This window comes from Gammaproteobacteria bacterium, from assembly GCA_013151035.1.
GTDB lineage: Bacteria > Pseudomonadota > Gammaproteobacteria > JAADJB01 > JAADJB01 > JAADJB01.
This window is the reverse complement of sequence record JAADJB010000005.1, coordinates 14995-29894: the sequence shown is the minus strand read 5'-3', so window position 1 is coordinate 29894 and position 14900 is coordinate 14995. Positions and strand designations below refer to the sequence as shown.

10 protein-coding genes are annotated in these 14900 nt (G+C 49.2%); 6 read left to right on the top strand and 4 right to left on the bottom strand.

Annotated elements, in window-relative coordinates; genetic code table 11:
• Positions 1 to 105: 105 nt before the first annotated feature.
• On the bottom strand, positions 106 to 1620 hold the full coding sequence (locus GXP22_00555) for a leucyl aminopeptidase family protein (protein NOX07976.1): 1515 nt from the start codon (positions 1618 to 1620) through the stop codon (positions 106 to 108).
• 140 nt (positions 1621 to 1760) lie between these two features.
• On the opposite strand from GXP22_00555, the gene pdhA reads away from it, so the two are divergent.
• The 6 genes from pdhA to GXP22_00525 all read left to right on the top strand — a co-directional run bounded on the left by pdhA (position 1761) and on the right by GXP22_00525 (position 10346).
• Positions 1761 to 2753, top strand: a complete 993-nt coding sequence (gene pdhA / locus GXP22_00550) for a pyruvate dehydrogenase (acetyl-transferring) E1 component subunit alpha (GenBank protein NOX07975.1) — start codon at positions 1761 to 1763, stop codon at positions 2751 to 2753.
• The gene (locus tag GXP22_00545; protein ID NOX07974.1) at positions 2753 to 3733 is read left to right on the top strand and encodes an alpha-ketoacid dehydrogenase subunit beta; all 981 of its coding nucleotides are present in this window, start codon (positions 2753 to 2755) and stop codon (positions 3731 to 3733) included. The genes pdhA and GXP22_00545 overlap by 1 nt, the downstream gene beginning before the upstream one ends.
• 139 nt (positions 3734 to 3872) lie before the next feature.
• The gene (locus tag GXP22_00540; protein ID NOX07973.1) at positions 3873 to 6530 is read left to right on the top strand and encodes an FAD-dependent oxidoreductase; all 2658 of its coding nucleotides are present in this window, start codon (positions 3873 to 3875) and stop codon (positions 6528 to 6530) included.
• 79 nt (positions 6531 to 6609) lie between these two features.
• The gene (locus GXP22_00535) at positions 6610 to 7821 is read left to right on the top strand and encodes an argininosuccinate synthase (protein ID NOX07972.1); all 1212 of its coding nucleotides are present in this window, start codon (positions 6610 to 6612) and stop codon (positions 7819 to 7821) included.
• Positions 7822 to 7967: 146 nt separating this feature from the next.
• Positions 7968 to 8903 carry a cytochrome-c peroxidase gene (locus GXP22_00530; GenBank protein ID NOX07971.1) on the top strand — a complete coding sequence of 312 codons (936 nt, stop codon included), beginning with the start codon at positions 7968 to 7970 and terminating at the stop codon, positions 8901 to 8903.
• A gap of 108 nt (positions 8904 to 9011) precedes the next feature.
• Positions 9012 to 10346 (top strand): SLC13/DASS family transporter, encoded by a 1335-nt coding sequence (locus tag GXP22_00525; protein ID NOX07970.1) that lies wholly within the window; start codon positions 9012 to 9014, stop codon positions 10344 to 10346.
• Positions 10347 to 10436: 90 nt separating this feature from the next.
• Here the strand turns inward: GXP22_00525 and GXP22_00520 are convergent, their stop codons facing one another.
• From GXP22_00520 to GXP22_00510, 3 genes are all read right to left on the bottom strand, one after another.
• Positions 10437 to 11006: a hypothetical protein gene (locus GXP22_00520; GenBank protein ID NOX07969.1), complete on the bottom strand. Its 570-nt coding sequence runs from the start codon at positions 11004 to 11006 to the stop codon at positions 10437 to 10439.
• A gap of 308 nt (positions 11007 to 11314) precedes the next feature.
• Positions 11315 to 12517 (bottom strand): HD-GYP domain-containing protein, encoded by a 1203-nt coding sequence (locus tag GXP22_00515; protein NOX07968.1) that lies wholly within the window; start codon positions 12515 to 12517, stop codon positions 11315 to 11317.
• Between the two features lie 13 nt (positions 12518 to 12530).
• A complete protein-coding gene (locus tag GXP22_00510; protein ID NOX07967.1) occupies positions 12531 to 14882 on the bottom strand; it encodes a bifunctional diguanylate cyclase/phosphodiesterase in 2352 nt (783 codons plus the stop codon).
• Positions 14883 to 14900: the final 18 nt, after the last annotated feature.

Sequence of the window (14900 nt, the reverse complement as noted above, 5' to 3'; positions counted from 1 at the left end):
GGCCGGATATATGGAAGCAATCCTGTCACTGTTAAAGGTTCACAATGTCTTGCAAACTGGGAGGAGACCATATATGCGTATTACGCACCATGATTCTGTGACGCATCAGATTAATTTGATCTCCTTGTTATACAATAAATGCAGGGTGTAACGTACGCCGAAGCCGGTGGTGTCGCTGGGGATGTGAGCCAGTCCGCCCTTGTGATTGCTGGCAGAGAGGTCGATGTGTATCCAGGGTGTATCGTGGGCAATAAAGCGATTGAGAAAACGTGCGGCGAGGATATGATCGGCATCACCATCGAGGGTGCATTGCTTGATATCGGCGACTTTACTATCAAGGGCTGAATCGTAATCTTTATCCATAGGGAAGGGCCAGACCCGTTCACCACAGTTTTTGCCGTTTTTGATCAGGTCTGGATAAAGACTTTCGCGATTACTGAATAGACCACTGTAATTACTTCCCAGGGCTTGCATACAGGTGCCGGTCAGGGTGGCATAATCAATAATCAACCTTGGTTTTTGTTTGCTGGCGAGTGCCAGGGTATCGGCTAGTACCATGCGTCCTTCGGCATCGGTATGGATGATCTCGATACTGGTGCCATTGCTGGCATGAACCACATCATTGGGTTTATAAGCGGCGGGGCCAATATGATTCTGCGCCAGTGCCAGCCAGCAATCGACGGGCTGGTTGAAACCGCTACGGGTGAGTGCCAACAGGCTACCCAGTGCGACGGCGCTACCTTGCATATCCTCGTGCATACCCAGCATGTAACGCGCGGGTTTAAGGTTGACACCGCCGGTATCAAAACAGATTCCTTTGCCAACCAGGGCGATGGGTTTGCTTGATTTACTCATGCGGGTAGGGCGATAGCGCAGGTGTACGATACCAGCATCGCGCTCATTGCTGCCTTGGGCAACGGCAAGAAAGGCACCTGCCTTGCGTTGTTTGAGCTTGTCTTGATCGAGAAACTCCATCTGCCAACCTTGTTGTTTTGCCATCTTGCTGATCAGTTGGCGATAGATTTTGGGAGTGAGTTTATTCGGTGGCAGGATACTGAGCCAGCGGGTCAGGTGATTACCTTCAACCTCGGCACGTAGCCGTTTGAGGTTAAGTCCCTGGGTATTGGCACTGATCTCAATACGTTGTATGGGTTCGGGCTGTTCACCCTTGTTCTTGAAATGGGGCAGTGGACAGCTGGCACTGAGCAAGGCGGTAGTTAATGCCTCGACCATACGGGTTGCCAATGTCTCATCCAGCCCCAGGGTCTGGATGCCGATAGTTTTCGCCTTATGATCCAGGCTACTCGTAGCCATTTTGCGTGCCAGGGTGAGTAGATCAAAGCTACTGATTGAGTCATCGACCAAGGTAACGATACAGTGTGTGCCGAGGGTATTCGGTAGCTCGGTGGTCAGACCAATGGCATTGTTCGATGGCTTGTCGTGCCGATACAGGCGTTTGTTGATGACATCAGCATAGGGCAGGTCATTGATTATCTTGCTACCGGGGCTGGCGGGTAGTACGATTAATAGACCCTGCAGACGGTCTATTTTCGCCACGATTTTTGCGGTTTTTGTTTGATTTATCTTGACTTTTTGGGAATATTCAAGGCTCTTGAACATGCTTTTTTCCTTGACCTTAGCGGCTAAAATAACGATCATATTGCAGCTTAACCTGCTGCGTATGTCGTGTGTGGGTGATTAAACTGTGATGATGCCACTATTTGGCATCAGATGAGAACAACTATTTTAAAGGAAGGTGCATGAACAACGCGGACAAAAAACGCTTGTTGCGTGAAATGTTATTTTCACGACGCTTTGAAGAACGTTGCTATGAGGCCTATGTCGAACGTAAGATCGGTGGCTTTTTACACTTGTATCCGGGTGAAGAGGCTTGTGCTCATGGGGTATTGGAGGCCGCTAACCCGGGTAGTGATTATGTGATTACCGGTTATCGTGACCATGTGCATTCGATTCTTTGTGGTACTGACCCGAAGAAGGTGATGGCTGAGTTATTTGGTAAAGAGGCGGGTTGTAGTCGAGGACGGGGTGGTTCTATGCACATCTTCGATGTCGAACATCACTTCATGGGTGGTTATGCTCTGGTCGGTGGGCCTTTCCCGCTTGCCGCTGGTATGGCGAAGGCGATTAAGATGAAGGGTGGTAATGAGATCGCGATTTGCTTTTTAGGTGAGGCCGCGAATAATCAGGGGACTTTCCATGAGTCATTGAATATGGCTAAATTGTGGGATCTGCCGGTGCTGTATGTCTGTGAGAATAATCTCTATGGTATTGGCACTCGTGTTGATCGTTCGACTGCTGTGGTCGAGCAGCATAAACGGGTCGCCGGTTATAATATTCCTTCGGCCTGTACCGATGGTCAGGATGTAGAGAAGGTATTTGAGGCGGCAAAGATTGCGGTTGATCATGTGCGTTCGGGTAATGGCCCCTATTTTCTTGAATTGATGACCTACCGTTATCGCGGTCACTCAATGTCGGATTCTAATGCCTATCGTGCTACCGAAGAAGAGACCATGTGGGGTAAGCGTGACCCACTGATTATCCTGCGTGATCGCCTGATCGAAGCGGGTGAGTTGACACGGGAAGATTACAAGGCTATGGATACCGAAATCCTGGATGAAATTGAGGATGAGATTATTCCCTTTGCCGAACAGGCAGTAGAACCGCTTGTCGATGAGCTGGAGCGTTATGTGTTTGCTGAAAACGATCCTTATGTAAAAGGGAGTGCAGTCTAATGGCTGAGATGATGTATTGGGAAGCCCTGCGTCGTGCCCACGATGAAGAGATGGCGAATGATCCCCTGGTGATTGCGATGGGTGAAGATATTGGTGTGGTTGGCGGCACCTACAAGGCAACCAACGGTTTGTATGATAAATATGGCCCTGAGCGGGTGATGGATACCCCGATCTCCGAGAATGGATACACTGGTTTGGGTATTGGTGCCTCTTTTCTGGGTGTGCGTCCGATTATCGAAATTATGTCGGTCAACTTTGCTTGGTTAGCAATGGATCAGATCTTTAACTCGGCCGCCAAGGTGCGTTATATGTCGGGTGGCCAGTTGACTGCACCGATTGTGGTGCGTTCCCCCGGTGGTGTGGCGCATCAGTTGGGTGCCCAGCACTCGGCACGAATGGAAAAGGTCTTTATGGGGATTGCCGGTTTGCGCGTGGTAACACCATCGAATCCACGTCAGGCCTATGGCATGCTCAAGTCTGCGGTGCGTTGTAATGACCCTGTGTTCATTAATGAACATGAATATATGTATAACATGAGTGGTGAGGTGCCGGATGAGGAGTTCTTCCATCCACTGGAAGGCTCCGAGGTAGCGCGTAAGGGTAGTGATATTACGCTGTTTGGCTACAATATCTCGGTGCACTGGTGCCTGGATGCGGCGAAGATTTTGTCTGAACAATACGGTATTGAGGTTGAGGTGGTTGATTTGTATACCCTAAGTCCACTGGATCGGGAAGGCATCAAGGCCTCAGTGGGCAAGACCCATCGGGCGCTTGTGGTGGAAGAGGCTGAACCTGCCGTTGGTGTCGGCTCCGAGGTGATGGCGATCATCAATGAGACCTGTTTTTATGAACTGGATGCGCCTCCTGTGCGAGTCTCTGCCGAGACCGTGCCGATCCCGTATAACCGGGCGATGGAAGTTGCTGCATTGCCGAATGCACAATCAGTGGTTGATGCCGTGCGCCAGATGTTGGCATTGTAACCAGCGGATTTGGTGCGCAATGCGCACCCTACCGGTGGGGGGTGTGCACATTATTTTGGTAGGGTGCGTACCACGCACCAACAGGTTTTAATATTTGAAGATAAGGTGGTTTTACCGCCTCAATAGAACAGGAATAACTATGTCTGAACCTTATGCAATCAAGATGCCCCAGCTTTCGGATACGATGACCGAGGGTGTTATTGTTAGTTGGGAAAAAAATCCCGGTGATAAGATTGAACGTGGCGATATCGTCGCTACTGTTGAAACCGATAAGGCGATCATGGACGTTGAGGTGTTCCGCGAGGGCTACTTGTCCGGCCCTATGTCTGAGCTTGATAGTACCATCCCGGTCGGCGCTGATATGGCCTATTTGGTAGCGACTGCGGAAGAAGTTAATAGTGATGCGGCTAGCGTGAGCGCAACACCTGCTGTAGAGACCTCGACGACACCTGTAGCGGCTTCTGCCCGTGTAGCAGTGGCAACCGATACGGATGTGGCTGCGCGTCCTGCAGGCAAAAATGCAACACCGTATGCACGTAAGCTGGCCAGTCAGATGGGGATTGATCTGGCGACGATTCAGGGCACGGGGCCTGAGGGGGCGATTGTTGCCCTGGATGTTCAGGTCTCCAGTGCGCGAGCCGCTGCCCCTGCTGCGGGTGGCGCTGCGATGGCTGAGACCAGCGTTGCGGGTAATGGTCGTGCGATGAGCGGCTTGGAGAAGGCAATCAGTCAATCCATGGCCTCTTCGGTGACGATGCCAACCTTCCATGTCACCGCGCATGTGCATTTGAACAAGTTGATTAAGGCAGCCAAGGAACAAGGGGTCTCGGTCACCGTTGCTATTGCCCAGGCCTGTGCCTTGGCGATGCAGAAGTTTCCACGCATGAACTGGTGTTATCAGCCACAGGATAAACTGGTTGAGCGTGATAGTGTGGACATCGGTATGGCGGTATCCGCCTCGGATGGTGGTCTGGTCGTTCCTGTGCTGCATGGTTGTGAATCCCGCTCTCTGGCCGAGTTACATGCCTCCTGGGGTGATCTAGTGGGGCGTGCGCGTGCGCGTCGTCTGAAGCCGGATGAATATGCCAACCCGAGTTTTATGATCTCCAATATGGGGATGTTTGGTGTCAGTCATTTTGATGCCATTGTAACGCCGGGTATTGCCGGAATTCTGGCGATTGCGGCGAATACCGAGGCGGGTAGTCCGTTTACCATTACTGCCGATCATCGTGTCGTTAACGGTGCCGAGGTGGCGATGTATTTGAATGAGGTCAAGGGTCTGATTGAAGATCCGTCGACCTGGATGGGACCGGTGGGCAAGGCGATTCCCGAGGGTGACTGGGATTATGATGTGCTGGTGATTGGTGGTGGTCCGGGTGGTGAGGATTGTGCGCGTGATCTGGTGACGCATGGTCTCAAGGTAGCGATGGTGAATGATTCGCCATTCCCGGGTGGTGAGTGTTTGTGGCGTGGTTGTATCCCGTCCAAGTCCTGGCGTGCAGCAGCGGATCGTATCCGTGATCGTGCCGAGGATGCTCGTCTGGGTGTTGAAGGGACGCATCGTAGCAAGTTGAACTGGACGCAACTGGAACAGACCCGTCGCAGTGTATTAGAGACCCGTGGTGGTATGGCGTTAAAGACCGATAAGGGTGTTAAGATTGATTATATTCAGGGCTATGCCCGTTTCAGTGGTGCCCATGAGGCAACGATTGATCAAGGCGGTAATCAGGATGATGCCCATGCGCGTGCGGTGCCGGGTGATAATAGCCAGAGTAGAAAAGTGAGCTTTGGTTGCGCTGTGATTGCCACCGGTGCGCCTCCTTTTGTGCCACCTATTCCGGGTGCGCATGACGGTGTTGAGAGTGGTGGTGTCTTGACCTCGGATACGGTTTGGGCACTGGATAAGGCTCCCAAACGTCTGGTGGTGATTGGTGGTGGTGCCATTGGTGTGGAGATGGCGCAGATCTTCCAGGACTTTGGTGCCAAAGTGACCTTGTTTGAGGCGCAGGATAGAATCCTGGCCGAGGTGGAAAACGAGATTGCGGCGCAATTAACGGCAATCCTGAATGATGATCCACGTCTGAATGTGCTGGCAGGTACCCAGGTGAGTAGCATCAAGGGTCAACCGGGTAATATGCAGGTGAGCTATAAGGATGCTGAGGGCAAGAGTCGTTCGATCAAGACCGATTATGTCATTATGGCGACGGGCAAGCGTCCGGTGCTGGAAGGTCTGGGTCTGGATCAGGCGGGTGTTGAAACGGCTAACGGTGTGATTACGGCTGATGTGCGTAGTCGTACCAATATCCCTCATGTTTTTGCCATTGGTGATGTTATTGGTGGTTTGATGCTGGCACATACGGCAGGTCATCAGGGGCGTGTGGCTGCGGCAACTATCCTGGGTGAGGATATGAAATATGACGAGAGTAAGGATTGTGGTGTCATCTTTACCCGTCCCGAGGCGGCTTTTGTTGGTATCTCTATGGCGCAGGCGAAAGAGCAGGGTATTGATGCGGTTGAGATCAAGGTGCCGATGAGTATTGATGCCAAGGCGATGATCGTGAATGAGACCCATGGCATGATCAAGATTGTGGCCGACAAGAAGACAGAGAAGATCATTGGTGTACACATGTTGGCGGATCATGCGGATACGCTGATTGGTGAGGCGGTGATGATGGTCTCGGCAGAGATGAAGCTGGAACAAGTGGCGCATGCAATTCATCCGCACCCGACTCAGACTGAGTTGTTTGGGGATATGGCGCGGCGGTTGTTGGCGCGCGTGCGGCGTTCGCGTAAGTAGGAAAAAAAGGGGGTCAGACCCCAGTTAAAAAATGAGGGGTAGGGGTCTGACCCCTATTTACTAATTATTGGTAATGAGTATGTCAAAAACAAAGAAGGTGGTATTAGCTTATTCCGGTGGTCTGGATACCTCGGTTATTCTCAAGTGGTTAGAGGATGTGCATGATTGTGAGGTGGTGACCTTTACTGCGGATATAGGGCAGGGTGAAGAGGTTGAACCGGCGCGTGCCAAGGCACAGGCGATGGGTGTTAAAGAGATTTATATTGAAGATCTGCGTGAGGAGTTCGCGCGCGATTATGTGTTTCCGATGTTCCGTGCCAATGCCATCTATGAAGGTGAATACCTGTTAGGTACCTCGATTGCGCGTCCGTTGATTGCTAAACGGCTGGTTGAGATTGCCACTGAAACTGGAGCCTTTGCGGTTTCGCATGGTGCGACGGGTAAGGGTAATGATCAGATTCGTTTTGAGCTGGGTGCCTATGCGCTGAAACCGGATGTGCAGATTATTGCGCCTTGGCGTGAATGGGATTTGACCTCGCGTGACACGCTGATGGCTTATGCGGCTGAGCATAATATTCCGGTAGAGATGAAGCGTGGCAAGAAGTCTCCTTATTCGATGGATGCTAATCTGCTGCATATCTCTTATGAAGGTGATCTGTTGGAGAATCCGTGGGCGGAGCCGGAAGAAGATATGTGGCGCTGGACGGTGGCACCGGAACAGGCACCGGATAAGGCGCGTTATATTGAGCTGGGTTTTGCACAGGGTGATGCAGTCACTCTCGATGGTGAGGCACTGACACCGGCGGTGATGATGGAGACGCTGAATCGTATTGGTGGTGAGAATGGCATTGGCCGTTCGGATATTGTTGAGAATCGTTATGTCGGTATGAAGTCGCGTGGTTGTTATGAGACTCCGGCGGGTACTATCCTGATTCGTGCCCATCGTGCGATGGAGTCCTTAACCCTGGATCGTGAGGCGGGGCACTTGAAAGATGAGTTGATGCCACGTTATGCCAGTGTGATCTATAACGGTTACTGGTGGAGTCCTGAACGTGAAATGTTACAGGCACTGATTGATCAATCCCAGCAGGTGGTCAATGGTACCGTACGTTTGAAACTGTATAAGGGCAATGTCGCCGTAGTGGGTCGTCGCTCTGATACAGACTCTTTGTTTGATGAACGTATAGCGACCTTCGAGGATGATGATGGTGCCTACGATCAGAAGGATGCCGAGGGCTTTATCAAGTTGAATGCCTTGCGTTTGCGCATTGCCGCCAAGCGTAAGGGATAATGGTGCGTAATACGCACCCTATGGGTTGGGTTGTGTATCTGTTGGTTCGGTAGGGTGCGTACCACGCACCATGAAATTTAAGGAAACTATTAATGAAAAAAAGATTAATCGTAGGTCTATTCACACTATGTACTGTGTATACCAACATGACACTTGCAGCACGTAATGAACCCATTCAGCCGATCCCTGCATCGGTGGTTATGGATGAGGCTAAGGTCGCTTTGGGTAAACAATTATTCTTTGATCCACGGCTGTCAAAATCCGGTTTTTTGAGTTGTAACTCCTGTCATAATCTGGCAACCGGTGGTGCCGATAATCTGCCAAGCTCGATTGGTCATGGCTGGCATTTGGGGCCTATTAATTCGCCAACAGTGCTTAATGCGCGTTATAACCTGGCTCAGTTCTGGGATGGTCGTGCCCATGATCTACAAGATCAGGCGGGTGGTCCGGTGGCTAATCCAGGTGAGATGGCTTCGACCCATGCGGATGCGGTTAAAGTGCTGACCTCTATTCCGCAATATGTCGCTGCATTTAACGTGGTGTATAAAAAAACCGGCATTACTATTAATGAGGTGACCGATGCCATTGCCGCCTTTGAAGAGACCCTGGTTACGCCTAATGCCCGTTTTGATCAGTGGTTGAAGGGTGATGACAAGGCAATTACTGCGATGGAGAAAGCCGGTTATCAATTGTTCAAGGATAAGGGCTGTGTTGCCTGTCACAATGGCGTTGGTGTTGGCGGCGGTTCTTATCAAAAGCTGGGTATGGTTAAACCCTACCCGGATACCCAGACTCTGGGTCGTTATAATGTCACTAAAAAAGAGGCTGATAAGTATGTGTTCAAGGTGCCTCTATTGCGTAATATTGAACTGACAGCCCCTTATTTTCATGATGCACGCACCTGGGATCTGGCTGAAGCGGTGGATATCATGGCAGAGTACCAATTAGGGTTTAAGCTATCGAGAGATGAGAATGCGAAGATCGTCGCCTTCCTCAAGACTTTGACAGGGGATCAGCCTGCATTTGCATTTCCGATATTGCCGCCATCGACAGTTGATACACCGAGGCCTGATCGTCATTGAGGGTTATGTATAATGGTTGGTGCGCATTGCGCACCCTACGGGTTGGAGTGTGTGTCTGTTGGTAGGGTGCGTACTACGCACCATGGCATTTAAGGAGTGGCGCTGCCAATGAAATCACGCCTGTTACAGATTGCTGTTGCGCTGTTAACAGGCGTGATTTTTTTTACCCTGTTCTCAATCTGGTTGACGCAGGGGCAGGCGGCTTTATTGGCTTGTATTGCTTTGCTGGTTATATTGTGGACGACGGAGGCATTGCCCCTGGGAGTAGTTTCTTTATTGCCCATAGTGTTATTTCCAGCACTGGGGATATTGACGACAAAGGCGACGACGGTTAATTATGCCCATCCGATTATTTTTCTCTTTTTGGGTGGTTTCCTGTTAGCGATTGCGGTGGAAAAGACGGGGCTGCATCGCTGGATTGCAGCACGGGTATTACGTGTGTTTCCTGCTACGGTGCAAGGGGTGATCTTTGGTCTGGCGCTGACCTCGGGGTTATTGAGCTCAATTCTGTCGAATACCACGACCACCTTGTTGATGATCTCTATTGCCCTGTTTATCTCAGACTCCGCCTCGATCAAACAACGTCTGGTATTGGCGGTGGCCTATGGTGCCAGTATTGGTGGTATTATCACACCGATTGGTACACCACCTAATCTGATTCTGATGGGGATTATGGTCGATAGTGGTATGCCTGCCATTCCCTTTATCAACTGGGTTGGAATGATGTTGCCGGTGGCGGTGGTGATGTTTCTAGTGGTGGGTTTTGTCTTGAGCAAAGGGCTTGCTGAAGAACGCATCGAGACCCCGTTACAGGTGCCGCGACTGGATGGCAATCAACGCAAGGTGCTCTCCCTGTTGGCAGGTCTGATGCTATTGTTATTTATCAATGCGCCCATTCAACCTTGGTATACAGGGTTAGGGATGAGTGAACCAGTGATCCTGCTCAGTGCCGGGCTCATCCTGTTTCTCCCCTTTATAGATATACTGGATTGGGATAAGGACAAGGCGAAGATACCGATACAGATTATCTTTCTGTTTGGTGCGGGTTTCTCGATTGCCAGGGGCTTTGCCGAGACGGGTCTGGCTCAGCTGATTGCCGATCAGTTGCATGTATTACAGGCCTATCCATTGATTGTGGTGTTATTGCTGATTGCACTGGTGGTGACCTTTCTTACCGAAATTACCAGTAACACCGCTCTGGCCAGTGTCATGTTGCCCGTTCTTTATGCGGTTGCTCTACAGACCGGGATGGATCCACAATTATTGATGTTGGTGGCAACCATCTGTGCCAGCTATGCCTTCATGCTGCCGATTGCCACACCACCCAATGCGATTGCCATGAGTAGTGGGGTGGTTCAGGTGCGCCAGATGATGCGTTATGGACTGTTGTTTAATCTATGCGGGATAGCCTTAGTGGTGCTGATGGCGCGGTTTTACTGGTGATCAGCCTGATTAGGTTCGGTTGGTGCGTAGTACGCACCCTACGGGTTGGGGTGTGTCTATTGGTAGGGTGCGTATCACGCACCAACGAAATTATGCCGTATCTTGCTCGCCACCCTGACGATTAGCCTGGGCAAAGGCATCCAGTCCCTGTTGTACCAGTTCAAAGGTCTTGTCGATATTACTGGCAATATCCCCTTGCAGTACGCTGAGTCCTTCCAGGATGCCGCGTGCCTCGGAGAAGCCTTGTAATACCCCCTTGCTGATCTGTTCCATGAATAGATCCAGTACACCATTAGGGTCTTCACCAGGGTGTTGACCCTTGAAGGCCTCAAAAAAGCCGGTGGAGAGACTGACAATACGTTCAGCAGTCGCCTCGGGCGTATAGTCAACACCGGATTGGGCGGCACTCTCAATGGCATTGGAGCCGAATTCGGGTTCCAGTATCTGGTTGATACGGTCAATGGCGGCACGCAAGGTGAGTGCCAGGGGCTTGTTTCCGGCACTGATAGTGGCCTCGGTAGCTGCTAGCAATTCGGCATTAGCCTGTTGTTTATACTGATTCATCTCCTGTGCGGCAGAGAGTTTGGGTTTAGCTGATGTTGGGGTGTTGCTCTGTGGTGCGGTATTTGTGGGGGTAGCGGTGGCGGCGGAAATGGACATATTGGTAACTCCTGGTGTTTGGATCAGTTGTTGAAAGTATAGTCTTTCCTGAGTGGCTGACAAGCGGGATTCCTGTTTTTGTGGGCATGCTGGTAGGGTGCGTATTACGCACCAAAACTATAACGGTACAGAATTGGTGCGCAGTGCGCACCCTACCGGTGAGGGAATACTGGTAGGGTGCGTATTACGCACCAAAACTATAACGGTACAGAATTGGTGCGCAGTGCGCACCCTACCGGTGAGGGAATGCTGGTAGGGTGCGTATTACGCACCATTGAGGTGACGCTGGGTTCCTGTCTGCACATGAATTAATAAAAAATGCTCAGATCAATACCGTATTTACTCGGTGAGACTGCATTCAGAATTCTATCTGAGGTCTCACGGGTTAGATCCATCTCCCTGATTTTTACATAGCTGGTCTTTTTGGCATTATAAAAGATACGCAGCATAGGTTGTAGCAGGCTACCTTCACCTTGTTCGATGACCACACCAACCAGTCCGGATTCGAGTTCAACCAGGGTGCCGATGGGATAGATACCCAGCGAACGAATATAACGTTGTATGAGTTCGGGGTTAAAATGATGAGGACTCCACTCCAGCATTTTTTTCAGGGTGATAGTGGGTTCCCAGGCATCCTTGTACACGCGTATCGAGGTCAATGCATCATAGACATCAACGATTGCCGACATTTGACCGATCTCTGATATCTGGTCGTGTTTAAGTCCATCCGGGTAGCCGCTGCCATCATAGCGTTCATGATGTAATGCACCAACATCCAGTGCCTGTTGACTGATACCCGGTGTTTGTTTCAGTATTTCACGGCTATGTACCACATGAGACTTCATTATTTCCCATTCACTTGGGGTGTGTTTCCCTGGCTTGTTGAGGATCTCCAACGGGATGCTCATCTTGCCGATATCATGTAATAAACCACCCACAGCGATCTCATGGATAACTTTTTTGTCCATATCCATGGCGCGGCCAAAGGAGACCATCAGTCCGGCGACACTGACTGAATGCATGAAGGTGTATTCGTCCTTGCTTTTGATGCGTGACAGGCTAATAAGTGCATCTTTGTTACGAAAGGCGGACTCAATCATCTGTTCGGCGATGGGTTGTACCAGTTCAACCTGCACCTGTTTTCCCAGACGGGCATCGGTCATGATATTGTTCATGGCCTTGGTGGCGGCCTTGTAGATGCTACGTGCCTGCTGGATTTCTTCACCCACACGGGTTTGTTTGCTGATCGGCTTTTCAATACCAGCAACATTGATGGCTTTTTTATGCACATCCATCAAGGTATCTGCAGCCGTTGGGGCATGTTTGAAATCAAGACCTTTTTGGGTATCAATATAGACGCTCTTGATACCATGTGAATGCATCTTTTTAATGTCTTTATCTGCTTTTATCTTGAACTGATTACTAATGAAGCTATGCTCCATCCAGCTACTATTCAGGTCATGGATATACATACCAACTTTTAGATCGGAGGTCTTTATTTTCTTGATCATGGATGTAACAACTCTATCTTTTCAATGTTTGTGTGGCTAATAACTGGCTCATTTCATCAATGGGAATAGGTTTGGAAAAGAAATAACCCTGAATGATTTCACAGCCCAGTATTATCAATAGTTCCAGTGTTTCTTCATCCTCGACACCCTCAGCAACAACGCGCAGTCCCATCGCATGTGCCATATCAAGGGTTGCCTTGACGATGATGGCATCATTTTCATTGTTTATCATATCCATGATAAATGAACGGTCAATCTTTAATTCATCCATCGGTAATTGTTTGAGATAGGCGAGTGATGAATATCCGGTGCCAAAATCATCAAGTGATAAACCAACGCCCAACTGATCCAGTTGATTCAGGATATGTTTTGCCTGGTCAATGTTTTTCATAAACAAGCTTTCAGTTAATTCAAGAATGCAGTGTGATGCAGGGACATTGTATTCCTTTAATAAGGATTCAATAGTACCGGATAGATTGGTTGATTGCAGACAATAGACTGACATATTGATTGCAATAGAAATGTCATGCCCCTGTTTTTTCCAGATATTCCAATCGCTAAATGCACGGTTGAATACCCAGATGGTTAAAGAAAGAATAAGTCCGGTTTGCTCTGCCAGAGGGATAAATATGTCGGGTGATATAAAACCACGTTCCTCATGTTTCCAACGTAATAGTGCTTCCACACTGATTATTTTTCCGGTTTTAGCATCCACTTTGGGTTGGTAATACAGTTGTAATTCATTATTCTCCAGGGCAATCCTGAACTCATTCATTAAGGCTAGCCGGTCAACACTGTTTTGATCTTCCTCTGATTTGTACAAGCTGTAGCCAAGCCCGTTTTGTTTTGCGTTATACATAGCAACATCTGCACGTTGCATCAGGATATTAAGGTTTTCACCATGAGTGGGGTATTCCGTAATACCAATGCTGATGCCGATATTGAGGCTATGTCCATCAACAATAATGGGCTTGTTGAATAAATCCACTATTTTCTGGGCGCTGGTGTCGGCTGCGCTCATGCTGGTGTTGGGTAGTAATATACCAAATTCATCACCACCCAGGCGGGCGACCAGGTCATCTCTTCGCAAGGCGTTTTTCAGGCGTTCAGAGGCCTGTTTGAGCACCTTGTCACCAATATGATGTCCCAGGGTGTCATTGACTTCCTTGAATCGATTAAGATCGCTGACCATAAGTAGGAAGCTGCTGTTTTTATATTTGCTTTTTAATAACTCCAGTTGCACACGATCATTCAGTAATTTACGATTAGGCATATTGGTGAGTGGGTCATGTAACGCCTGATGTTCCAGTGCTGCGGTTTCTGCCTTGATGGCATTGACCAGTAATTCAAAGCGATCCTCCAGCTCCAGTAATTCATCTTTTTTTATCGATTCAGGTTGCTGGATATCCATATCTCCGGAGAATTCAATCACCTTTTTTGTCAGTCGTTGAATGCGCGAAGTGACCCAATACATGATGCTGGCAAAGGCGAGGATATAGGCTATAGCTGTGATTAGTCTGATTTGCCTATCGGCATTTAATACCTCTGCGGTTTGTTGGCGTACGTCCTCAGTTGATACGAAGGATGCAAATTGCATTAATAGGTCTGAGGATCCCGACCCCAGGTGACCTGCAACCGTGGTCAGATAATCGTCTTTTAGACTGGACAGCAGGACACCTGCGGGTATTTTTACCTGGCTACTGCTTACCAGTACCCTTTCGCCTTTATCATCGAGTAGTGCGATATGTTTTTTATCTGCTACATTTTGTGTTGCCAGTAAAAAAGCCTCATCAAGCGGTGATATGATTAGCAGTCGGGGGCTTTCATCCTCTTCTCCAACAAATGCCGAGGCGATGACATATAGTTTATTATTGATCTCCGTGATGTAACTCTGACCAAATGAACTGTTCAGAATATCATCTTCCATATTAATGAGCTCATCCGCTAACATGGGGTTCTTGTAACGGTATATCTCGCGTACCTTATTGGAACTATCCAGTAACAGGGCGTAGCGCGGGATCACAAAACGCCGCATCATGGATAATCCAGGTAACCATGCAGGGGGCCATTTGTGGTCGATGATCTCGATGTTTTGTTGTGAACTCCAGTCGACGGATTCGAGATAATCCCGAATATTGACCATTGCCGCATAGGTCCGTACAGCAGGATAATAGGACTTTACCTGGCGGTCGAAGCGGATACGCTGGTCGGATACCTCATCGTTGAATCGTTCCTTTAACTTGACATAAAAAATATCATTGAGTTCTTCATGTTGATAACTATCAGAGATTGCCCAAACAACCAAGCCAACGGTCACCGTTAGTATCAGCATGGATGTTGTTAGTGATAGGCGATTTAACAACATGGAAGGAGATGCATTATA

What these genes read in the sequence shown, in the direction of transcription:
- GXP22_00555 (NOX07976.1), bottom strand. Translation starts at nt 1,620, where the DNA reads ATGTTCAAGAGCCTTGAATATTCCCAAAAAGTCAAGATAAATCAAACA.
- pdhA (NOX07975.1), top strand. Translation starts at nt 1,761, where the DNA reads ATGAACAACGCGGACAAAAAACGCTTGTTGCGTGAAATGTTATTTTCA.
- GXP22_00545 (NOX07974.1), top strand. Translation starts at nt 2,753, where the DNA reads ATGGCTGAGATGATGTATTGGGAAGCCCTGCGTCGTGCCCACGATGAA.
- GXP22_00540 (NOX07973.1), top strand. Translation starts at nt 3,873, where the DNA reads ATGTCTGAACCTTATGCAATCAAGATGCCCCAGCTTTCGGATACGATG.
- GXP22_00535 (NOX07972.1), top strand. Translation starts at nt 6,610, where the DNA reads ATGTCAAAAACAAAGAAGGTGGTATTAGCTTATTCCGGTGGTCTGGAT.
- GXP22_00530 (NOX07971.1), top strand. Translation starts at nt 7,968, where the DNA reads ATGACACTTGCAGCACGTAATGAACCCATTCAGCCGATCCCTGCATCG.
- GXP22_00525 (NOX07970.1), top strand. Translation starts at nt 9,012, where the DNA reads ATGAAATCACGCCTGTTACAGATTGCTGTTGCGCTGTTAACAGGCGTG.
- GXP22_00520 (NOX07969.1), bottom strand. Translation starts at nt 11,006, where the DNA reads ATGTCCATTTCCGCCGCCACCGCTACCCCCACAAATACCGCACCACAG.
- GXP22_00515 (NOX07968.1), bottom strand. Translation starts at nt 12,517, where the DNA reads ATGATCAAGAAAATAAAGACCTCCGATCTAAAAGTTGGTATGTATATC.
- GXP22_00510 (NOX07967.1), bottom strand. Translation starts at nt 14,882, where the DNA reads ATGTTGTTAAATCGCCTATCACTAACAACATCCATGCTGATACTAACG.